Origin of the sequence: Variovorax sp. CAN15, assembly GCF_030462475.1 — a bacterium.
GTDB lineage: Bacteria > Pseudomonadota > Gammaproteobacteria > Burkholderiales > Burkholderiaceae_C > Variovorax.
In genome coordinates, this window is sequence record NZ_JASMRZ010000087.1 from 1 (window position 1) to 20,539 (window position 20,539).

18 protein-coding genes and 1 pseudogene are annotated in these 20,539 nt (G+C 67.0%); 4 read left to right on the plus strand and 15 right to left on the minus strand.

The window, feature by feature from the left end; all coding sequences use genetic code 11:
* The 8 genes from QMO14_RS28980 to QMO14_RS29015 form a co-directional block, all read right to left on the minus strand.
* Positions 1 to 2,319, minus strand: a 2,319-nt coding sequence (locus tag QMO14_RS28980) for a DUF6531 domain-containing protein (RefSeq protein WP_301511409.1), incomplete at its 3' end; no start/stop codon positions are given.
* Positions 2,320 to 2,380: 61 nt separating this feature from the next.
* Positions 2,381 to 5,380 carry a type VI secretion system Vgr family protein gene (locus QMO14_RS28985; protein WP_301511410.1) on the minus strand — a complete coding sequence of 1,000 codons (3,000 nt, stop codon included), beginning with the start codon at positions 5,378 to 5,380 and terminating at the stop codon, positions 2,381 to 2,383.
* Positions 5,381 to 5,971: 591 nt separating this feature from the next.
* Positions 5,972 to 8,152, minus strand: coding sequence for a LamG-like jellyroll fold domain-containing protein (locus QMO14_RS28990; protein WP_301511411.1), 2,181 nt, complete (start codon positions 8,150 to 8,152; stop codon positions 5,972 to 5,974).
* Between the two features lie 90 nt (positions 8,153 to 8,242).
* Entirely contained in the window at positions 8,243 to 9,421 is a 1,179-nt protein-coding gene (locus tag QMO14_RS28995) for an MFS transporter (RefSeq protein WP_301511412.1), read from the minus strand.
* A gap of 17 nt (positions 9,422 to 9,438) precedes the next feature.
* Positions 9,439 to 10,557: a chorismate synthase gene (gene aroC / locus QMO14_RS29000; protein ID WP_301511413.1), complete on the minus strand. Its 1,119-nt coding sequence runs from the start codon at positions 10,555 to 10,557 to the stop codon at positions 9,439 to 9,441.
* 32 nt (positions 10,558 to 10,589) lie between these two features.
* The gene (locus QMO14_RS29005; protein WP_301511414.1) at positions 10,590 to 10,775 is read right to left on the minus strand and encodes a hypothetical protein; all 186 of its coding nucleotides are present in this window, start codon (positions 10,773 to 10,775) and stop codon (positions 10,590 to 10,592) included.
* An 84-nt stretch (positions 10,776 to 10,859) separates the two neighbouring features.
* Complete coding sequence (locus QMO14_RS29010; RefSeq protein WP_301511415.1) at positions 10,860 to 11,324, minus strand: SRPBCC domain-containing protein; 465 nt, start codon at positions 11,322 to 11,324, stop codon at positions 10,860 to 10,862.
* Positions 11,213 to 11,671 (minus strand): helix-turn-helix transcriptional regulator, encoded by a 459-nt coding sequence (locus tag QMO14_RS29015; protein ID WP_301511416.1) that lies wholly within the window; start codon positions 11,669 to 11,671, stop codon positions 11,213 to 11,215. Before QMO14_RS29015 ends, QMO14_RS29010 begins: the two co-directional genes overlap by 112 nt.
* A 105-nt stretch (positions 11,672 to 11,776) precedes the next feature.
* Here QMO14_RS29015 and pip point away from each other — a divergent pair, with 105 nt between their 5' ends.
* From pip to QMO14_RS29030, 3 genes are all read left to right on the plus strand, one after another.
* Complete coding sequence (gene pip, locus QMO14_RS29020) at positions 11,777 to 12,730, plus strand: prolyl aminopeptidase (RefSeq protein WP_301511417.1); 954 nt, start codon at positions 11,777 to 11,779, stop codon at positions 12,728 to 12,730.
* 79 nt (positions 12,731 to 12,809) lie between these two features.
* On the plus strand, positions 12,810 to 13,232 hold the full coding sequence (locus tag QMO14_RS29025) for a cupin domain-containing protein (RefSeq protein ID WP_301511418.1): 423 nt from the start codon (positions 12,810 to 12,812) through the stop codon (positions 13,230 to 13,232).
* An 84-nt stretch (positions 13,233 to 13,316) separates the two neighbouring features.
* A complete protein-coding gene (locus tag QMO14_RS29030) occupies positions 13,317 to 14,249 on the plus strand; it encodes a DUF2167 domain-containing protein (protein ID WP_301511419.1) in 933 nt (310 codons plus the stop codon).
* Between the two features lie 20 nt (positions 14,250 to 14,269).
* On the opposite strand, the gene QMO14_RS29035 is transcribed toward QMO14_RS29030, so the two are convergent.
* The 6 genes from QMO14_RS29035 to QMO14_RS29060 are packed head-to-tail and all read right to left on the minus strand — an operon-like array spanning position 14,270 to position 19,610.
* Positions 14,270 to 15,058 (minus strand): enoyl-CoA hydratase/isomerase family protein, encoded by a 789-nt coding sequence (locus tag QMO14_RS29035; RefSeq protein WP_301511420.1) that lies wholly within the window; start codon positions 15,056 to 15,058, stop codon positions 14,270 to 14,272.
* 2 nt (positions 15,059 to 15,060) lie between these two features.
* Entirely contained in the window at positions 15,061 to 15,891 is an 831-nt protein-coding gene (locus tag QMO14_RS29040; RefSeq protein ID WP_301511421.1) for an SDR family NAD(P)-dependent oxidoreductase, read from the minus strand.
* 31 nt (positions 15,892 to 15,922) lie between these two features.
* Entirely contained in the window at positions 15,923 to 16,342 is a 420-nt protein-coding gene (locus QMO14_RS29045) for a MaoC family dehydratase (RefSeq protein WP_301511422.1), read from the minus strand.
* A gap of 17 nt (positions 16,343 to 16,359) precedes the next feature.
* Complete coding sequence (locus QMO14_RS29050) at positions 16,360 to 16,800, minus strand: MaoC family dehydratase N-terminal domain-containing protein (RefSeq protein ID WP_301511423.1); 441 nt, start codon at positions 16,798 to 16,800, stop codon at positions 16,360 to 16,362.
* Between the two features lie 15 nt (positions 16,801 to 16,815).
* Entirely contained in the window at positions 16,816 to 18,000 is a 1,185-nt protein-coding gene (locus tag QMO14_RS29055) for a lipid-transfer protein (RefSeq protein WP_301511424.1), read from the minus strand.
* A 50-nt stretch (positions 18,001 to 18,050) separates the two neighbouring features.
* On the minus strand, positions 18,051 to 19,610 hold the full coding sequence (locus QMO14_RS29060) for a long-chain-fatty-acid--CoA ligase (RefSeq protein ID WP_301511425.1): 1,560 nt from the start codon (positions 19,608 to 19,610) through the stop codon (positions 18,051 to 18,053).
* Between the two features lie 183 nt (positions 19,611 to 19,793).
* Between QMO14_RS29060 and QMO14_RS29065 the strand changes: the two genes are divergently transcribed.
* The gene (locus tag QMO14_RS29065; RefSeq protein ID WP_301511426.1) at positions 19,794 to 20,378 is read left to right on the plus strand and encodes an AraC family transcriptional regulator; all 585 of its coding nucleotides are present in this window, start codon (positions 19,794 to 19,796) and stop codon (positions 20,376 to 20,378) included.
* On the opposite strand, the pseudogene QMO14_RS29070 reads toward QMO14_RS29065, so the two are convergent.
* A pseudogene (locus QMO14_RS29070) lies at positions 20,336 to 20,521 on the minus strand (HslU--HslV peptidase proteolytic subunit); the annotation flags it as partial. The gene QMO14_RS29065 and the pseudogene QMO14_RS29070 sit on opposite strands and share 43 nt — an antisense overlap.
* Between the last annotated feature and the right edge of the window lie 18 nt (positions 20,522 to 20,539).

A 20,539-nucleotide genomic window follows, 5' to 3' on the forward strand; every position in this document is an offset into this window, starting at 1 on the left:
GCCGCCCTTGGCATCGGTGATGCGCACGGGCCTGCCGGCCTTGTCGTAGGCGTACTCGGTCTTGTGCCCCAGCGGATCGATCTCTTCCGTGAGGTGGCCTTGCGCGTCGTAGTCGCGCTTCCACACGCCGCCTTCGGCATCGCGGATGCCGGTGAGCCGGTGCAGGCTGTCGTACTCGTAGTGCACACGGCTGCCGTCCGCACGCGTGTGCGTCTGCAGGTTGCCGTCGGGGTCGTAGGTGTAGTCGTCGGTCGTGCCATCGGTGTGCACGTGGCGGGTGACGTTCTTCGCATCGTCGCGGAAGAACCATTCCTGCAGCCCGTCCGGATGGATGATGCGGTAGGTGTAGCCCTGGATGTCGTAGTAGTGCCAGGTCTCCCCGCCCAAGGCATCGGTCACGTAGGTCAGGCGGATGTTCCTGTCCCACTCCAGCTTCAGCGCGAAGCTGCCGTCGTCGGACCACTCGCGCACGGCCTTGGCATTTGGGCCCGTGCCGTCGTACTCCAGGTTCATGCCCCGGCCGGTGCGGTCGGTGTAGCGGGTCACGAGATGGTGGCTGTAGGTATAGCTCCAGCTGGCGCCGTCTTCGTCCTGGGCCGAGACAAGGTCGCGCTCGGCATCGTGGGTGTAGGCGGCCAGCTGGCGCACGACCTGGCCGTCCTTGAGCTCCCACAGCGACTGGATGAGCCCGGTCTGCGCATCAGGCTTCGTGCCTACATGCGCCATGACGGCTTCGCCGTGCTTGCTGATGACGTCGCTGAGCACGCGCTCGCCCGTCGCTGCAATGACGTGGTCGTAGCGCAGGCCGATGGACATGCCGTCTCTCGCCTGCTGCGCGACGAGCTTGAAGTGCGGCTGCTTGCTGTCGACGTACTCGTAGATCTCGCGCCACTCGCTGGGCTCGCCTTCGGGCAGCGGCTTGCCGAAGTCCAGCACCAGCAGGCTCTCGCTCAGGCGCGAGACGCGGACTTCCTCGATCGGGTCGAAGTAGGCCTGGCCTACGGCCAGCACGGGGTAGGCATGGCTGCGGCCGTCTGCGGCGTGGTAGACGAGGCTGGGCTGCCCCTGGCGTGCGCCTCGCGTGGGCGTGGTGATGTCCACGCGCATGCTGTAGGGGGTGATCCAGCGTGCGCCCAGGCTGCCGTGGTCGAAGGCGTCGAGGTCGCTGGCGTAGGTGCGCGCCCATTCGATCGGCAGCGGCGCTGCCAGAACGAAGTCGGTGTGGGTGAAGCTTTCGTCACCCAGTGAGAGGCCGATGGAGCCGCCCTTGCGCGCAGGTGCAGGTCGATTCTTGAGGCTGCATCCCCGCCCGTTGGCCGGCGCCTGCTTGCTGATATGCCCGAGCTGGTCACCGGGCTTGTCCTTCTGGGCCACCGCGCCCGCTTGAGGCGGGACGATGGCCGAACGCCTGCCCTTCTTCTTCAGCAGCGCATCCCGCAGCTTGTGCAGCAGCCACATGATGCTGGCCTGCGCCTCCTTGTCCGCCAGCTTCGACAACTGCCCCCGCAGCAGCCGCTTGAAGTCCAGCATCTGCGTGATCACGCCATTGACCCGGCCCGCGATCCCATCGGGCAGCTGGCTTGCCGCCGCCTTGGCCACATAGTTCGCCGACTGCTTCGAGTAGCGCACCGCCGCGCCCCACATCCGGCTCCACGTGCTCTGCGTCTTCGGGTCGTGCACTTTCATTTCCGCCACGGCAGGCGTACCCACCGTGAACAGGTCCTTCTGCCCCAGCACACGCCGCAGGATGTCCACCAGGTTGTCGATGATCTTGTCCGCAAGATCCGCGCAGCTCTTCAGGATGCCATCGAGCTTGGCGATGGCTCCGTCGATGAACGTGTCCAACTCGCCCATGATGGTGGCGTTCAGGTGCCCCACCAGCGTCGTGACGATGGCTTCCCCCAGATTCGAGGCTGCCGACTTCAGCTCCTGCTTCACCAGGTGCAGCGTCGGCCTCAGGCTCATGCGTGCGGCCGCCATGCTCGGCGGTATCGGGATCAGCCCGATCAGGTTGATGCCCAGGCTCACCCAGTTCAGGAACGCATCGACGCCGTCCTTGGCCTTCTTCTCGACGATGTTGATGATGTCCAGGAACACATCCACCAGGGCCATGATGTTCCCGACGATCGGGATGCTGCCCAGCACCATCGTCAATCGCTCCAGCGTCACGTAGCCGCCGCTGAACGAGCGCAGCCAGTCGTCCACTGCCTTGCTCGCAGCGGCGACGTCCTCCTTCACGATCGTGTTCAGTGGCGCCACCGCCGTCTGTGGTTCGCGCTCGGTTGCCTGCGGCTTCGATGCCGCGTCCTGTTCTGCCATTTTTTCTTGTTCTCTCCGAACTCTCGCCTCAGGTTGGTGAAGTCAGGGACGCCGCGCAGGGTCAGCCCGCGAAGCCTGGCGTTCGGCCTGTCGACACCGGGTTTGCAACCGCCGTCACGATGCCGGGTGGCTTCATGGCGCCCGCAGCCATGCCGCTCATCACGCCGGTGATGGGCACGCCCATCGGCCCGAGCTTGGCGCCGGCTGCCTGGATCGCCATGCCTGTTGCAGCCTGGCTTGCCTGACCCAGAAGCGCCTTGGCGCCACCCTGCTGGATCGCCTGGGCCGCGCCCACGGCCTGCTGCGCGACGCCTGCGGCCTGGGTGACCTGGTTCAATGCGCTCGCAGCCTTGCTGCCCATGCCTGCTACACCCGCGAGGGCGCCTGCGGCGCCACCCGCCGAACCGGTCAAGCCGGCAACGCCGCCCATAAGACCCGAGATTCCGGACACGCCGCCGCCTGCTCCGTTGGCCGCGACGCCAGTCGCGCCCTTCGCCTTCCAGTCCTCGGGCGTGCCGTAGTAGCTGCCCTCTTCCCAGGGGTCGCGAGGGTCCTTGCCGAACGTGACCTTGGCAGTGCCGATGGGCAGGCCCGATACCGTGGCGAAGCCGTTGCGGTCGAAGGTGCCGGCATGCGTGCCGCCTTCGGAGTCGACCACGGTGAAGTCGCCTTGCGCCACGCCCTGCCGCTTTTCGCCGCTCGGCTTGATGTACTGGTGATACAGGTCTAGCTGCCCCTTCGGCACCTGCGGCGGATTGGGCAGCGCGGGCTTGCCATCGTTGGCCGGCCCCACGAGGCTGTGCACCGCGGCGTGCTCGCGCCAGGTGCCGGCGGTGCCGTGTTCGATGCCGCCCGAACTCCAGCGGCTGTAGCTCGAGCCACCGTTGATCACCACCTCTTCCTTCGCCTGGATGGTGATCTTGTTGGCCGTCTGCGTGATGTTGAGCTTGGCCAGCACATTGACGCTGTCCTTCAGCGCCTTGATGTCGATGTCCGCACCTGCCGCCACCAGCCGCATGCCGGCCTTGGCGGCGAACATGCGGATCGCGCTCTGCACGCTCACCAGCATGCTCTTGCCCGCGCTCACGCTCGTATGGCCGCCGCTGGTGAGCGCGCTGTGCTCGTTGCTCACGATGTGCGTCGAGCCCTGCGCCACGGTCTGCAGGCCCTTGGCGCTGGCCAGTGTCAGGTGCGACTCCTGGAACTCGGGGAAGTCGCCCTGCTCGCGATTGCCGCCCTGGCCCTTGATGGCGTCGTTCTGCTCCTTGATGCTCGTGGTGACTTCGTCCTGGTCGCCGGCTTCATGGGCCTGCGCGCCCTGCGCCAGCCCGCTCAGGCCTTCGTGCAGATCGCGGGCCTGCGTGAGGCGGCCCACCGTCTCGCCCATGTCGGTGGCGTGCGCCTGCGCATTCGGCCGGGCCTCGGTGGTCATCAGCAGGCCCTTGGCCGAGCGCACCACGCCGTGCCCGTCGGTACGAAGCTCGAAGCCCTGCCCGCGCGGCTCCTTGCGCCCCGCCGTGTCCTCGATCCGCCCGATGTGTCCCACGCTCAGCTGGCTGGACTGGTGGTCGCTGCGCAACTGCGCCTGGATCTTGCCCTGCGTGTCGTCCAGCACGAGGTGGTTGCCGCGACCGCCTCCAAGCTCCCTGCTGCGGATGCCCGACAGGTGCTTCTGCCCGGGCAGCTCCCACGATGGCATGGTGTCTGCGTTGTGCACGCAACCGGTGACGATGGGGTAGTCGGGGTCGCCGTTGAGGAAGTCGACGATCACCTCCATGCCGATGCGCGGCACGCTGGTCATGCCGAAGGTGGCGCCGGCCCACGCGGTGGAGACGCGCACCCAGCAGCTGGAGTTCTCGTTGTCCTGACCCAGGCGATCCCAGTGGAACTGCACCTTGATGCGACCGTACTGGTCGGTCCATATCTCTTCGCCCGCCGGGCCCACGACCATGGCGGTCTGCGGGCCGCGCGTGCGCGGCTTGGCAGTGGTACGCGGCGCGCGCCATGCGTAGCTGGTGGGCTGGGCCTCGAAGGCGAAGCGCTGCACGGAGCCCTCGGTGCCCTCCACGCCTTCGCTGGCCTGCAGGTTCTCCTGCAGGTGGTAGCTCACGCCCACGAGCAGGTACTGCTGGTTCTGGTCGGCCTTGGGGTGGCCCGTCAGGCGCAGGGTATGGCCGGTGGCCAGCTCGCGCAGGTTGGCGCGGCCGGTGACGCGGTTGCGCTGGCTGAGCTGCTCTTCGTTGCGCAGGCGCGCGTAGGTTTCGCCGTCGCCATGCTGCACGAAGCCGCCGGGCCATTCGTACTGCTCGTGGGCGTCGTGGTCATGCCCGGGCGGCATCTGCCGCAGGTGCGAGAGCTCGGCCTTGGGCTTCTCGAAGTCGTAGTCGTCGTTGTAGTGATGGCCCGAGCGCACCTCCTCGGCGATCTCCCATGCGTAGATGCGCTCGCGCTGTCCCATGCCGGACTTCTCCAGCGGGTGGTAGCGCACCTCCTCGCCACCGGGCAGCGGGCTGTGGGAGTTGACGATGTCGTCGGCGAACACCAGCACATGCTGGCTGGCCTCGTGCCTGAAGTGGTAGTAGATGCCTTCGAGTTCGCACAGGCGCGAGACGAAGTCGAAGTCGCTCTCGTGGTACTGCACGCAGTAGTCCCAGCGCCGGTAGTCGCCGCGCGTGAGCTTCTGCTCGACGGGATGGCCGTAGCGTCCGAGCACTTCCATGACGATCTCGGGCACGCTCTTGCCCTGGAAGATGCGGAAATCGCTGCGCCGCGTGGCCAGCCAAAGCCAGGGGCGAAGGCGCAGTCGGTAGAAGGAATGGCGCGAATCCTCCTGCTGCAGCCCGAACCGGGTGGCGATGCCGCCGAGATAGCGCACGCCTCCCTCGGTTTCCACCACTACGTTGCAGCTCTTGCCGAGCAGGCTCTTGGGATCGATGGCGTTGCTGTTGCCCAGCAACTCGATGTCGAAGGCATACAGCTGGCTCAGCGCTTCGCGGCCTACCAGTTGGCGGAACTGCAGCGCCTCACCTGCGGGCGTCTCGATGCTGACGCGCCGGCTCATTGCGGCGCCTCGACCTGCAGATAAGACAAATCAATTAATTGGAATTCAATGGTTACGAATATCGTTTTCAAATTGAGCGGCATATCCGCCTCCCTGACGCATATTTTCACAATTATTCTAAGTGCTGCTTTTCGCTGGAAGCCAAAAGCTGAATAGGCGAGCCGGCATGAAGTGCGCAACTCTCGAATACGGTTGATCAGAGTCGCTCCGGGGGAAGCACGGAGAGCTATTGCGGCGCCAATTGCGATTCGTCAGCGCTGCTGCAATTCATTGGCGAGGGATCGACAGGACTCGGCAATCCGAAATGGCGGAGGCCTGCAGCGAATAGCGCGCTATTGCATAGCCGGTATTGCCATATCGGCCAAGGCGCCATGCTCTATAGGCCGATATTCGAAAGCGAAGCGTGCCTGCGCCGGCCCGGACAGCATCCGCTTTCGGGACGGGAACACCTTGCCGCCGGAAATCCGGTCGCAAAGGAAGACTCGGGAGCGGAGACCTTCCCCGCCAGGATGAAGGTCGAACGTCGAGAGAAGGTCGACGAGGCCAGCCTTCCCGCGCCAACAACGGCAGCGGGAAGGCTGCGGGCTCGGATCAAGTCGGCTTGCGTGCCGTGAGCCACTGCGAGGGGGTCAGCGCCGCGGCGACGACGCGGACTTCGCCGATGTTGCCGAAGAAGCCGTCGCCTCGTTTGAGGTTCCATGAGCCACCACCCACGACCCACTGTGAGGTGGGCGACAGGGTGGCAAGGCCCTTCGCCCCCATGACGTTGCGCAGCACCGGTGCGCCCTCTACGTACATGGTCGTATCGTAGGACACCGGGTCGTTGACAACTGCTATGTGGATCCAGCGATCGGCAATCACCTCGCCCGACCAGTTGGTCTTTGCATTGGGCCCGGCGGGGCTCGGAACTACTTCCCACTGCACCTCACGCAAGCTCGAAATGGCAAACAACATCGGCGGCGCGTCGCCATCGCCCGCGTAGCCGGGTAGATCACCGCTGCGTCCGTCGCGCGTCATGATGTTCATCCAGGCGTTGTTGTCGGAGGTCCAGGCTTTATCGATCTTGATGAACGCCTCGATGGTGTACCCGTTCTCCAGCGTCTGTGCATTGATCGGCGCCGCAGCTTCGGTGAGGAAATAGCTCAGGCGCGGCGTGTTCTTGTTGGTGTTCAGGAAACGCACCGAGCCAGGAGCAGCCGAAAGGTAATGGCGATCGTCCGTCCACACGATGTCGCCATCGGTAGCCCCCACAACCCCACCCTGGTTGAGCGCATCGCGGTGCAGCGGGTTGTTGCCCGTGACGTCTGCAATGACAGCACCGGGCAGCACAGGCTGGTTGGCCGTACCGCCGAAGAATCGCCAGTGCGCCAGCGTGTTCGCGACCTTGGGGTAGTCGTCCGAGTTCGTGGCGGGCCGCTGTACGGTCGTTGCCGGTTCCTTGTAGTTCGCAAGGATCATCGCGCGGGCCTTGYCCACCAGCGAGCCTTCGATGGTGGCGCTGCCGGTGCCGAAGCTCTTGTTGAAGCCCGAGAAACGCTGGGCGAAGTCCATGTCGATGGTGAAGGCTTCGTTGGGGGTGGTGAGCACCGCTTGGTCGAAGCTGTTGAGCGTGGCCGCCGGCTTCTGCGGAACCCACGGCGAGAACGACAGCACCTTGATCTTCTTGTTGGTCAGGTCGAACTCGTACAGGCGCATCAGGCCGTTGCCGCCCTGGTAGGCCATCTGGTAGTCGACCACCATCTCCTCGACCTTGTGGCCGAAGTCGTTGATCTTCGTGAGGTGCGCGGCGCCGTGGTGGTGGCCGTTGAGCGTCATGAAGATCTGGTCGTTGTCGCGGATCAGCTTCTCCCACAGCATCTTGCCGTAGTCGGTTTCGAGCGGGCTCGTGCCGTCGGGCGCGATGTTGAGCAACTGGTGGTTCACCAGGATCACCGGCAGCGACGGGTTCTTCCTGATCACCTGGCGGGCCCACGCGATGCCGGCATCGGAGATGCGCCACGACAGCGACAGCACCATGAATTTCTGGCCCTGCGCTTCGAACACGTGGTACTCGTGGAAGCCGCTGGTGTCGCGCTCGCCGAAGGTGGCCTGCTTCTTCGCGCGCTCGGTGCCGAACCACTGGATGTAGGGCTCGTTGGCCGGGGTACGGTCCTTATCGGTGCCGCCGACTGAATCGACGCTGTAGTCGACATCTCTCAGCACGTCGTGGTTGCCGGCCAGCACGCTGTAGGGCAGCTTCGCGTCTTCGAGGATCTTCATGGCAACATCGGCCACCTTCCACTGGTCGGGCTTGCCGACCTGGTCGACCACGTCGCCGAGGTGAATGGTGAACGGGATGTTCAGGCCCTTGGCGTTGTCGGCGATCCACTTCGTCTGCGCGGCGAAGGGAGCGCTGCCGAAGCGCTTGTTGTACTGGTCGCTCTCGGCCGCCGTGGCATAGCGTGCGTAGAACTGCGTGTCGGGCATCACTGCGATCGAGAAGCTCGATATCTTGGCAGCAGCGGCGGGCGGAGCAGGCGTCGGTGCCGGTGCCGGCGCAGGTGCGGGCGCCGGGGCCGGCAGCGAACCGAGAACGGGCGCATCGCTGCCACCACCGCCGCAGGCCGCAAGCAAGGCACCACTGCCGCCGACCGTGAGAAGCGAAGCTCCGAGCTTGAGCACCTGCCGGCGCGGCGGCGTGTTGTTGTCGTTGTTCTGTTCGGAAGCGTTCGATGCGGCAGGAGCAAGGAGGCGCGGCGTGCGTGCGCCGCGCGAGTCGTCTGAAACGGACATGGAAATTAGGAGAAAAGATTACGGAGCGCGCAGCGTAAAAATCCGCGGTGACGTGGGCATGTAAGGCCCATGACACTTCGTCAACCGGGCTCAGGCCCTGCTCGCGCGCTCCATCCGATCCAACTTCATCACCCGCCACGCACATGCACTGCCAAGCACCGCCAGCAAGGCCGCAGCTGTAAACATCGTGCGATATCCAAAGGCCTGCGCGACTGCGCCACCGAGCAGAACACCCAGCACGCCACCGAAGCCATAGCCGATAACCGTAAACAGCGCCTGCCCGCGCCCGCGCAGATGACCAGGGAATCGCCGCGACACCACCGCGATGCAGGTCGTGTGATGCGCCGCGAAACTCAGCGCATGAAGCCACTGCGCAAGGATGAGCGCAGCGATCCATCCAGCCAGGCCCGCGGTCAGCCCGAGCCGCGCGACCGCCGCGATGCCGCACACCAGCATCCATCGCGGCATCGGCATCAGGCCGATGAGCCGGCCCTGCAGGAAAAACCACACGATCTCCGCCACCACCGACAGCGCCCACAGCAGCCCGATGGTGCTCTTGCCGTAGCCGATCGAATCGAGATACAGCGAGAAGAACGCGTACACCGAGAAGTGCGACATCACCTGGAAGAACAGCGCCGCGAAGAACCACTGCACCGAGGGGTTGCGCAACACCGGCCCGATGGGCTCCTTCACCGCGTCGTGCGCAGCGGGTGGCTCCCGCACGTCGGGCAGCTTCATCGTCGCGATCAGCACGATGGCCAGCGTGCCCGCAGCCCATGCCGGAAAGTGCTTCATGCCGAAGCGGTCGAACCACTCGCCCGCCACGAACACCGTGAGCAGAAAGCCCGCCGAGCCGCAAAGCCGGATGCGCCCGTAGCGCCCCCAGTCGCCGGCCACGAGCTGCGCCATCGCTGCCTCGGTGAGCGACATCATCGAGCTGGTGTGGGTGAACATCACCAGCAGCACCAGCGCAAGCCACCACGCCCCGCCGTGCCACCACAAGCCGAAGGAACTGATAAGGGCCACCGCCGCGCTGAAGCGCAGCAGCTTCACGCGCTGCCCCGTGTGGTCGCTGAGCGCGCCCCATGCATAGGGCGCGAACACGCGGGTGATCGACTGCACCGACGCCAGCAGGCTGATGGTGAAGATCGGCAGCCCCAGGTCCTTCAGCCAGAGCGGCAGGTAGGGGTTGAAGAAACCGATGTGCGCGAAATAGCTGGCCGAAAGGCCAGCGAACGCCAGCAGGTGGCCGCGTTTGGCGGCGGCCACTGGTGGCGGCTCGGGCACTAGAGGAAGGACGCCTGCGGCGACGCGGCTTCTGTCTTGCTGCCCAGCGGGCCCTGAGAAACATCGCCGCACTGCGCGCGGTTGCGCAGCGCGTGCTCGATCACCACCAACGCCAGCATCGCCTCGGCGATGGGCGTGGCGCGGATGCCCACGCACGGGTCGTGGCGGCCCTTGGTGACCACCTCGACGGGGTTGTTGTGGATGTCGATGGACTGGCGCGGACTGATGATCGAGCTGGTGGGCTTGATCGCGATGGTCACTTCCAGGTCCTGCCCCGAGCTGATGCCGCCGAGGATGCCGCCCGCGTTGTTGGTGACGAAGCCGGTCGGCGTGATCGAGTCGCCGTGCGTCGTGCCGCGCTGGGTGACGCTGTCGAAGCCGGCGCCGATCTCGACCGCCTTCACCGCGTTGATGCCCATCATGGCGTAGGCGATCTCGGCGTCGAGCTTGTCGAAGAGCGGCTCGCCCAGGCCCACCGGCACGTTCGAGGCGCTCACGCGGATGCGCGCGCCGCACGAATCACCCGCCTTGCGCAAGCGGTCCATGTAGTCCTCCAGCGCACTCACGTCGGCGATGGGGGCGAAGAAGGGGTTGTTGGGCACGTGGTCCCAGCTCTCGAAGGGAATGGCGATCTCGCCGATCTGCGTCATGCAGCCGCGAAAGACCACGCCGTACTTCTCGGCCAGCCACTTCTTGGCGACCGCGCCGGCCGCGACCATGGGTGCCGTCAGCCGCGCCGAGGAGCGACCGCCGCCGCGGGGGTCGCGGATGCCGTATTTCCTGAAGTAGGTGAAGTCGGCGTGGCCCGGGCGGAACTGCTGGGCGATCTGGCCGTAGTCCTTGCTGCGCTGGTCGGTGTTCTGGATCAGCAGCGCGATGGGTGTGCCGGTGGTCTTGCCTTCGTACACGCCCGAGAGGATCTGCACGGTGTCGGGCTCGTTGCGCTGGGTGACGTGGCGGCTGGTGCCGGGACGGCGGCGGTCCAGGTCGCCCTGGATGTCAGCCTCGCTGAGCTCCATGCCGGGGGGGCATCCGTCGATGACGCAGCCGATGGCCGGGCCATGCGACTCGCCGAAATTGGTGACCGCGAAAAGATTGCCGAAGGTATTGCCGCTCATGGCCGGGATTATCCCGCCAAAGCGCGCCCCGCTCAGTCGGTCGTGTTCTCCAGGCGCTTGGAGAGGGCCGACACCTGCATCTCGATGGCGAAGAGCCGTTCGTTCAGCACCGCCGTCTGGAGCCGGATCGCCTCGATGATGGCCCTGGTCTGCGGATCGGCGGTGTTGTCGCAGAGTTCGGCCAGGTCATGCAGCTTCTTGCGCAGTTCGTTGCTCATGGAAGGCTCCGGTAGTCGCGTCGAGGGAAGCCCAGTATGGGGTCTCGCAGGCGATGCGGCAATGCGGCGCCACCCGGGGCCGCTTCAGGCCGCCGGCGCTTCCAGCCAGCCCTGAAGCTTGACCAGCGCGCCGCTCCAGCCGTGCTCGTGCGCATCGCGTGCGGACTGGTCGAAGAACTGCTCATGGATGAGCACCAGCTCGCAGCCATCGGCATCGGGCTCGATGCGCACCGTGACGCGCGACTCTCGCTCAGGCGTGCTGTGCCAGGCCCAGCTGAAGACCAGCTTGCGCCCGGGCACGACCTCGAGATACGTGCCGCTCACGTCGTGCGTCTCGCCGTCGCCGGCCAGCATGGCCACGCGAAAGCGCCCGCCCACGCGCAGGTCGACCTCGGCGATCGGCACCGAGACGATCTCCCCGGGCCCGAACCAGAGCTTCAGCGCCTGCGGGTCGGTCCACGCGCGCCAGACCTTGTCGGGCGAAACGCGGTAGTGCCGCCTGAGGGTGAGCGCGGGGCGTCCGGTGCCGCCGGGGGAAGGTTTCTCCATTCGGTCTCCTCCTGGTGATAGAGAAAGCGCGCCAGCGCGTCCAGGCGCCCGCTCCAGAATTTCTCGTACCGCGACAACCACACGGCGGCCTCCTGCATGGGCCGGGGCGACAACTCGCAGCGCACGATGCGGCCCTCCTTCGTGCGAGAGATCAGACCCGCGTCTTCGAGCACGCGCAGGTGCTTCATGAAGCCGGTGAGGGACATGTCGTGCGGCCCGGCCAGTTCGGTCACGCTGAGGCTGCGCTCGCCAAGGGCTTCGAGCACGGCGCGCCGGGTGGAATCGGAGAGCGCGGCGAAGACTGCGTCGAGGGCGTCGGTGTCCGGACGAGCGGCTGAGTGAACCATGCGGTTGAGTATCTGGAAGGCCTGCGGGCCCGTCAAGCGGCGCTTCCCCAAAGCCCCTTCGTGCGACCATTCATCCTGAATCATCGACAGGCAAAGGCCCTTCCAATGACCGAACTGCGCCAACCATATCCCCCGATCGAACCGTACGAAAGCGGCATGCTCGACGTGGGCGACGGCCACCAGATCTACTACGAGCGCTGCGGCACGCCCGGTGCCAAGCCGGCGGTGTTCCTGCATGGCGGCCCCGGCGGCGGCATCTCGCCGGAGCACCGGCGCCTCTTCGATCCGGCACGCTACGACCTGACACTCTTCGACCAGCGCGGCTGCGGCCGCTCGCTGCCGCACGCCGGCCTGGAGGCCAACACGACATGGCATCTGGTCGCCGACATCGAGCGCCTGCGCCAGCGCGCCGGTGTCGACAAGTGGCTGGTATTCGGCGGCTCGTGGGGCTCGACGCTCGCCCTCGCCTACGCCCAGAAGCACCCCGACCGCGTGAGCGAACTGGTGCTGCGCGGCATCTACACCGTGACCCGGGCGGAGCTCCAGTGGTACTACCAGTTCGGCGTGTCGGAGATGTTTCCCGACAAGTGGGAGAAGTTCCAGGCGCCCATTCCGGAGGCCGAGCGCGGCGACATGATCGCCGCCTACCGCAAGCGGCTCACCGGTGACGACCCGGTCGCGCGCATCGAGGCGGCGCGCGCCTGGAGCGTGTGGGAGGCCGAGACCATCACGCTGCTGCCCAGCCCGGCGATTGCCGCGGCGCATGGCGAAGATCATTTCGCGCTGGCCTTCGCACGGCTGGAAAACCACTACTTCGTGCACGACGCCTGGCTGGAAGAAGGCCAGCTGCTGCGCGACGCGCACCGGCTGCACGGCATCCCCGGCGTGATCGTGCACGGCCGCTACGACATGCCCTGCCCCGCGCGCTACGCCTGGGCATTGCACAAGGCCTGGCCCCAGGCGGAGTTCCATCTGATCGAGGGCGCGGGGCACGCCTACTCGGAGCCCGGCATCCTCGACCGGCTGCTGCGCGCGACCGACGGTTTCGCAAGCCGCTGAATCGTGTCGATCCGGCCCAGCCCGGGAACGCTTTATGCGTGTTGCACCGCAACACCCACCACCTGCGAAGGAGCGCCCCATGCTGGACCGTACCGCCACCCAGTTCTCCCATGTGAAGCCTGGCGACACCGAGTTCGTATCGGGTGGTTTGCGTGACTTTTTTCTCTATCGCGACCTGGGTATCGCCGAAGCCACCAACGGCAAGGTGATCGCGCATCTGGTCAAGGCCAACATGGCACCGGAAACGGGCACCGGCTGGCACCGCCATGAGGCGGACTTCCAGATCGTGATCATGGTCAAGGGCTGGGCCCGCTTCATGTACGAAGACAAGGAAACGCTGGTCGAGGCCGGCGACGTGGTGCACCAGCGCCCGGGCATCCGGCACTTCCTGTTCGACTACTCGCCCGACATGGAGTACCTGGAGATCGTCTCGCCCGCGGACTTCAAGAGCGTCGACGTCGAGCCGGTGTGCGAGGTGCCGGCGCCTACGCCCTGGAAGTGAGAGCGCCGCAGCTCTTCGCCGCCTCCCGGGCTGCCCCTAAACTCCCTCGGCTCACCAGACCGACAACAACCGAGGAGAGAGAACTTGCGTATTCAAACCGCCCGCCTGACGGCCGGCGTGCTGCTCGCGTGCGCCGCATTCGTGGCGCAAACCAGCCAAGCCGCATCGCCGACCACGACGCCGTCTACACCTTCCGCCCAGGCCTCGACCGCCAGCTCGCTCGAAGCCGAGCAGGACGCCGCATTCAAGGCCGCCAAGGCCGTGCAGAAGCTCGGTCCCGCCGATATCGTGCTGCGCGACCAGGCCCAACTGCACCTGCCCGCCGGCTACGTGTGGGTGCCGACGCCCGCCGCCGCGCAGCTCATGCGCAGCATGGGCAACCGCACCGACGACACCTTCATCGGCGTGATCTTTCCCGCTGACGATGCCGACTGGATGGCGGTGGTGAAGTTCGTGAAGGAGGGCTACATCAAGGACGACGACGCCAAGGACTGGAACGCCGACGACCTGCTCAAGAGCCTGAAGGAAGGCACCGAGGCCGCGAACGAGGAGCGCGCCAAGCGCGGCATCCCTTCCATCGAGGTCACCGGCTGGGCACAGAAGCCGCAGTACGACGCCACCTCGCACCGCCTCGTGTGGTCGGCGCTGTCGCAGCGCAAGGGCAGCACCGACGGCAACCAGGGCGTCAACTACAACACCTATGCGCTGGGCCGCGAGGGCTACCTGAGCCTGAACCTCATCACCAACGCGAAGGACCTCGACAAGTACAAGCCCGACGCGAGCAAGCTGCTCGGCGCGATCCAGTACGACGACGGCAAGAAGTACGCCGATTTCAACTCGTCCACCGACAAGGTCGCCGCCTACGGCCTGGCCGCGCTGGTGGCCGGCGCGGCGGTGAAGAAGCTGGGCCTGTTCGCGATCATCGCGGCCTTCCTCGCCAAGTTCGCGAAGCTGGCGGTGGTGGCCGGCGGCGCGGCGCTCTGGGGCATCGCGAAGCTGTTCAAGCGCAACGGCTGACGATGCTCCCGCAGCGGCGCTCAGGTTCCGGTGAACCTGGGCGCGCGTTTCGCCACGAACGCGGCCACGCCTTCCCGCGCATCCGCGCTGCCTGCCCGCTCGCGCAGCAGCTTGTGCTCCAGCGCCAGGTGCTCCTCGAAGGGCCGTGCCGGCGCACCGGCGCACAGCGTCTTGATGCCGGCGAACGATGCGCTGGCGCCGTTCGCAAGCCGCGCGGCGAGCGCGTCGGAGGCCGCCCCAAGCTCGGCGTCGGGGTAGATCGCATCGACCGCGCCCCATGCCAGGCAGCGCTGGCTGTCGATGGCATCGCTCATCATCAGCAACTGCTGCGCACGCACCGGCCCCACGCGGCGCGCGAGAAAGTACGAAGCGCCCGCGTCCGGCGACAGCCCGATGGCCGCATAGCCCGTGCGCAGCTTCATCGATTCGGCGGCGAGCACGAAGTCGCCGCACAGCGCCAGCCCAACGCCTGCGCCGCCTACCGAACCGTTCACCGCGACGACCAGCGGCGCCGGGTTGTTCGACAGGCGCAGCAATGCCGGATGCAGGCGGTCGAGGATCTCGTCGACCAGCGCAGGCAGCGCTTCGCCCGCCGCCACGAACTCGCCGATGTCGCCACCGGCGCAGAACACCCGCCCCTCGCCGGTCAGCAGGATGGCGCGAGGCTTGCCCGCCAGCACTTCGTCGATGGCCCGCACAAGCGTCCGGCTGCTGCGGGCCCCGATCGCATTCGCCCGCTCCGGCCGCTTCAGAACGATGCGGCCAATGCGCTCCTCCACGCCCCAGGCGATGCCTTCGCTGAGTTCCATGCTCAGATGCCCGTGAGCCCGCCGCTGCACATCAGCGTCTGGCCGCTCACGTAGTCCGACTCGGGCGCGCACAGCAGGTACACCGCGCCGGCCGCCTCCTCGCGCGTGCCGCCGCGTCCCAGCGGAATCGACTGCTCCATCATCGCCAGCAGCCCCGGATTGATGCCCACCTTGATCTCGCGCCCCTCGATGTTCGCGGTCGATGCCTCGGCGGTACTGGCCGTCAGTCGGGTCTGGATGAAGCCGAAGGCCACGCAGTTGACCGTCACGTTCATGCGGCCCCATTCCTTGGCGAGCGTCTGCGTGAGGCCGACGATGCCCGCCTTGCCCGCCGCGTAGTTCGCCTGACCCGCGTTGCCGAACAGCCCTGCCACCGACGAGATGTTGACCACCTTGCGCACCACGCGCCGGCCCGCCTCGGTCTCGGCCTTCGACAGCGCGCGGATCACCGGCTGCGCCGCGCGCAGGATGCGAAACGGCGCGGTCAGGTGCACGTCGATCATGGCGTACCACTGCTCGTCGGTCATCTTCTGCACCACGCTGTCCCAGGTGTAGCCGGCGTTGTTGACGATGATGTCCAGCCCCTTGAACTCGCTCACCGCAGTGCCGATGAAGCGCTCCGCGAAGTCCGGCGCGGCCACGCTGCCAACGCAGGCTACTGCCTGGCCACCTGCGGCGCGAATGGCCTGCACGGTTTCTTCCGCCGGCTCCGCGTCGAGGTCGTTGACGACGATGCGCGCGCCTTCCGACGCGAGCTTGAGCGCAATGGCCCGGCCGATGCCGCGGCCCGAACCGGTGATGAGGGCGACCTTGCCGTCGAGCTTGAGTGTCATGTCCGAGTTCTTTCCTTGTTGGTGTGAGTCCTCAGCGCAGCGCGACCAGCGCTTCGCCGGCGATGCGCGTCTGCCCGTATTGATTGGCGCTGTGCACCTCCACGCGCACGCAGCGCTCGCCTTCGTGCTCCAGCTTCTCGATCACTCGGCCGCTGCAGCGCACCGCGTGGCCCAGATGCGTGATGCCCTGGAAGCGCACGTCGAAGCGGCGCAGCTGCGACTGCGGCGCCCACTGCGTGAGCAGCCGGCCCAGCCAGGCCATGCCCAGCATGCCCTGCGCGAACACGTCGGGCATGCCCGAGCGTCGCGCGAAATCGGTGTCGATGTGGATGGGGTTGTGGTCCCCCGAGGCGCCCGCGAACAGCGCGAGCGTGGTCCGGTTCACGGGCGGCAGCTGCAGCGCGGGCAGCTCGTCGCCGACGTTCACGGCGTCGTAGGTCGGTGCGGTCATCGGTGCAGGCTCCTTCGTCAATGGCGGCAGACGATCACCGAGCGCAGCTCGGCCACCAGCTCGTCGCGCTGGTTGGTGGCGCGCGAGGTCTTGACGACGAATTCGAGCGCGCCGTTCTTCTTGTCGTAGATGTCGGTGATGGCTGAGCGCACCGTCACGGTGTCGCCCACGCAGGCGGGCTTGTGGTAGCTGAAACCCTGCTCGCCGTGCAGCAGCTTCGACAATGGAATGCCCAGGTCGGCCAGCAGCCGGTCGGACGCGCCCGAATCGAGCTCGGCCGCGAACAGGAAGGTCGGCGGCGCGGGCAGGTCGGGGTAGCCGGCATCACGCGCGGCGGCGGCATCGGTGTAGACGGGGTCGGTCTCGCCGATGGCCTTGGCGAAGAACTGCAGCCGGCTGCGCTCGATGGGCAGCACCGAGAGCGGCAGTTCGTGGCCGATCCATTTGCGGTCGATCATCTGCAGCCCTTTCTCTCAGACCCGCTCGTAGAGCGTGACCACGCAGGCACCGCCCAGGCCGAGGTTGTGCTGCAGCGCGAGGCGCGCGCCCTCCACCTGCCGCTTGTCGGCCGTGCCGCGAAGCTGCTGTACCAGCTCGGTGCACTGCGCCAGCCCTGTGGCGCCGAGCGGATGGCCCTTCGACAGCAGCCCACCCGACGGGTTGGTGACGACCTTGCCGCCATAGGTGTTGTCGCCGTCCACCACGAACTTCTCCGCGCCGCCCACCGGGCACAGGCCCAGCGCCTCGTAGCTGATGAGCTCGTTGTGCGCGAAGCAGTCGTGCAGCTCGACCACGTCCACGTCCTGCGGGCCGACGCCGGCCGCGTCGTACACCTTCTGCGCAGCCTCCTGCGCCATGCTGAAGCCGACCACCTCGCGCATGTCGCGGCTCTCGAAGGTGATGGGGCGGTCGGTGGTCATGGCCTGCGCCTTGATGCGCACGCTGCGGTCCAGTCCGTGGCGCTCGGCGAAACGGGGCGAACAGACGATGGCGGCTGCCGCGCCGCAGGTGGGCGGGCAGGCCATCAGCCGCGTCATCACGCCGGGCCACATGACGGGCGCGGCCATGACCTCCTCCTCGGTGACGACGGTGCGGAACAGCGCCACCGGGTTGTTCGACGCGTGGCGGCTGGCCTTGGCGCGGATCTTCGCGAAGGTCGACATCTGCGTGCCGTACTGCTGCATGTGCGCCAGCCCGGCGCCGCCGAAGTAGCGCAGCGCGAGCGGCACCTGCTCGTTGCCGACCAGTTCGTCGGTGATGTTCTCGAAGTGGTCGAAGGGGCTGGGCCGGTCGTTGAACACCGCGCCGAGCGCGCCGGGGCTCATGTGCTCGAAGCCCAGCGCCAGCACGCAGTCGGCCGCGCCGCTGGCCACGGCCTGGCGCGCGAGGAACAACGCGGTCGAGCCAGTCGAGCAGTTGTTGTTGACGTTGACGACCGGAATGCCCGTCATGCCGACCTCGTACAGCGCACGCTGCCCCGCGGTGGAGTCACCGTACACGTAGCCCACGTAGGCCTGCTGCACCAGCTCGTAGCCGATGCCGGCGTCCTTCAGCGCGGCATTGGTGGCCTGCGCGGCCATCTGGGGATAAGGCTGGTTCGCGCCCGGCTTGGTGAACGGGATCATGCCGACCCCGACCACATGAACGTCTTGACTCATGAAAGGCTCCTTGCCTGGAAGTTCGAAGAAAAGAGAAGAGAGAAACAGATTCAGGCCACGCTGCGCTGCTGGCCCTGCCAGAAGGGTTCGCGCAGCCTGGTCTTCAGCACCTTGCCGGCGCCCGACAGCGGCAGCGCATCGACGACGGCCACGCTTCGCGGGCACTTGTAGTTGGCGATCAGGGTCTTGCAGTGGGCGATCAGCTCTTCGGGCCTGACGCCCTGCCCCGGCTTGAGCACCAGCACGGCATGCACCGCCTCGCCCCATTCCTCGCTCGGAATGCCGATGACGGCGCAGGCCGCCACCGCGGGGTGCTGGTTGATGGCGTTCTCGACCTCGGCCGAATAGACGTTCTCGCCGCCGCTGATGATCATGTCCTTCATGCGGTCGACCACGAAGATGAAGCCGTCGTCGTCCATGTAGGCGCCGTCGCCTGTGTGCATCCAGCCATCGCGCAGCGCGGCGGCCGTCTGCTCGGGCTTGTTCCAGTAGCCCTGCATCACGTTGGGGCCGCGCACCGCCACCTCGCCGACGGTGCCGCGCGGCACCTCGTTGTCGTCCGCATCGACCACGCGCACCTCCATGCACACGCTGGCGCGTCCGGCCGCACGCAGCTTGCCGCGCTTGCGGCCCTCGGCCGTGTGGAAGTAGGCCGGGTTGAGCGTGGCGATGGGCGACAGCTCGGTCATGCCGTAGGCCTGCACGAAGCCCACGCCCGGGAAGGCGTCCATCGCGCGGTTGAGCACGGCCTCGGAGATGGGCGAGGCGCCGTAGGTGATGTTCTTCAGGCTGCTCAGGTCGCGCGGCTGCCGCATCGCGGGGTGGTCCACCAGCATCTGGATCATGGTGGGCACCAGCAGCAGGCTGGTCACGCGGTCGCGCTCGATGGCGTCGAGCACGCCCTCGGGCGTGAACATCGGGATGATGGCGTGGGTGTTGCCGGTGAACCAGTGCGGCGTGGCCAGGCCCATGTCGGCCAGGTGGAACATCGGCGCGGCGTGCAGGTAGCAGCCGTCGGCCGGCGCCAAACCCTCTGCCTGTGCCGCGAGCGCCGAGCTGCAGATGTTGGTGTGGCTCAGCATCACGCCCTTGGGAAAGCCCGTGGTGCCGCCGGTGTAGAAGATGCCGGCCAGATCCTCGCCGCGGCGCACTGTGTCGGGCACCGGCGCGGCTGCGTCGATCAGCCCTTCGTAGCTGCGCATGCCGGCGGGCACCGGGCCGTCGCCGCAGTAAACGACTTCGCGCAGGCTCTTCGACTGGCCGCGCATCTGCTCGACCACCGCGCGGAAGGTCTCGTCGACCAGCAGGATGCCGGAGCCCGAGTCTTCCAGCGAATAGAGGATCTCGGCGGCCGACCAGCGGATGTTGCAGGGGTTGAGCACGCCGCCACCCCAGGGCACGGCCATCTGGTATTCCAGGTAGCGGTCGGAGTTGAGCGACAGCATGGCGACGCGGTCGCCCTCCCCCATGCCCAGCCGCTGCAACGCACCGGCCAGGCGCGCGACGCGTTCGGCGAAGTCGCGGAATGTCCGGGCACGGCCGGCGAAACGCACGGCGATGGCATCGGGACGCTGCTGCACGGCCCGGTGGAGGCCCTGGGTCAGGTACATGGTGTGTCTCCGTCTCTTGTTCTGTGGCCGAATGGTAGGAACGCGGGCCCGGCCCGGCGATTGCGCTTCGCTTCGTTCGCATTGCAGAAAACCTCAATCGACACGACGGCGAGCTTGCGGTCTGATCGCTGCGCCACCATGCTGCAACCGCCAGTCACCATTCCAATCATCTTCGTCCAGGGCATGCTCTCGGGTATCCGTGCCCGGGGCGACGAGGCGCCCATCGACGTCGATGCCGCGCTGGAACAAGCCGGCATCGCGCCCGCGCTGCTCGACGAACCCGGATCGCGCGTCACCGCCGAGCAATACGTCGCCCTTTTCGCGCTGCTGATGGAGCGGCTGGACGACGAGGCCCTGTGTTTCCTCACACGCCGCCTGCGCTGCGGCAGCTTTGCGCTGATGACGCGCTCCACGATCGGCGCGCGCACCTTCGAGGTGGCGCTGCGCCGCGTGGCCCGCACCTTCGACCTGCTGCAGGACGACCTGTCGCTGGTGCTGCTGCGCGAAGGCGCCCTCGCGGGCGTCGGGCTGCGGCTGAACGTCCGTCCCCCCATGCACCAGAACTTCCTGCACGAGCTGATGCTGCGGGTGTACTGGCGGCTGTTTGCATGGCTGCACGGCGGCCGGCTGACGGCGCGGCGCTTCGACTTCGGCTTCGCGCTGCCGCCCTACGCGGACGACTACGCCAAGGTGTTCCCGGCTCCGCTGGAGTTCGGCAAGCCGCTGTCGGCCGTGGCGCCGGCAAAGCCTGCGAGCACCTTGCCGTGATAGAGGCGGCGCACCTTGCGCGCCGTGCCCTTGATGACGATGTTGCCGAGAGTGACCTGCCCGTCCCCGCCGATGGCGACCTGATCGCCCTGGGGGGTCTTGCGGCGCACGCTCACGATGGTGGTGCCGTGAAACTGTTCCATCGCAGCCATCTGGGGATG

What these genes read in the sequence shown, in the direction of transcription:
- QMO14_RS28985 (WP_301511410.1), bottom strand. Translation starts at nt 5,380, where the DNA reads ATGAGCCGGCGCGTCAGCATCGAGACGCCCGCAGGTGAGGCGCTGCAG.
- aroC (WP_301511413.1), bottom strand. Translation starts at nt 10,557, where the DNA reads ATGAGCGGCAATACCTTCGGCAATCTTTTCGCGGTCACCAATTTCGGC.
- QMO14_RS29005 (WP_301511414.1), bottom strand. Translation starts at nt 10,775, where the DNA reads ATGAGCAACGAACTGCGCAAGAAGCTGCATGACCTGGCCGAACTCTGC.
- QMO14_RS29010 (WP_301511415.1), bottom strand. Translation starts at nt 11,324, where the DNA reads ATGGAGAAACCTTCCCCCGGCGGCACCGGACGCCCCGCGCTCACCCTC.
- QMO14_RS29015 (WP_301511416.1), bottom strand. Translation starts at nt 11,671, where the DNA reads ATGGTTCACTCAGCCGCTCGTCCGGACACCGACGCCCTCGACGCAGTC.
- pip (WP_301511417.1), top strand. Translation starts at nt 11,777, where the DNA reads ATGACCGAACTGCGCCAACCATATCCCCCGATCGAACCGTACGAAAGC.
- QMO14_RS29025 (WP_301511418.1), top strand. Translation starts at nt 12,810, where the DNA reads ATGCTGGACCGTACCGCCACCCAGTTCTCCCATGTGAAGCCTGGCGAC.
- QMO14_RS29035 (WP_301511420.1), bottom strand. Translation starts at nt 15,058, where the DNA reads ATGGAACTCAGCGAAGGCATCGCCTGGGGCGTGGAGGAGCGCATTGGC.
- QMO14_RS29040 (WP_301511421.1), bottom strand. Translation starts at nt 15,891, where the DNA reads ATGACACTCAAGCTCGACGGCAAGGTCGCCCTCATCACCGGTTCGGGC.
- QMO14_RS29045 (WP_301511422.1), bottom strand. Translation starts at nt 16,342, where the DNA reads ATGACCGCACCGACCTACGACGCCGTGAACGTCGGCGACGAGCTGCCC.
- QMO14_RS29050 (WP_301511423.1), bottom strand. Translation starts at nt 16,800, where the DNA reads ATGATCGACCGCAAATGGATCGGCCACGAACTGCCGCTCTCGGTGCTG.
- QMO14_RS29055 (WP_301511424.1), bottom strand. Translation starts at nt 18,000, where the DNA reads ATGAGTCAAGACGTTCATGTGGTCGGGGTCGGCATGATCCCGTTCACC.
- QMO14_RS29060 (WP_301511425.1), bottom strand. Translation starts at nt 19,610, where the DNA reads ATGTACCTGACCCAGGGCCTCCACCGGGCCGTGCAGCAGCGTCCCGAT.
- QMO14_RS29065 (WP_301511426.1), top strand. Translation starts at nt 19,794, where the DNA reads ATGCTCTCGGGTATCCGTGCCCGGGGCGACGAGGCGCCCATCGACGTC.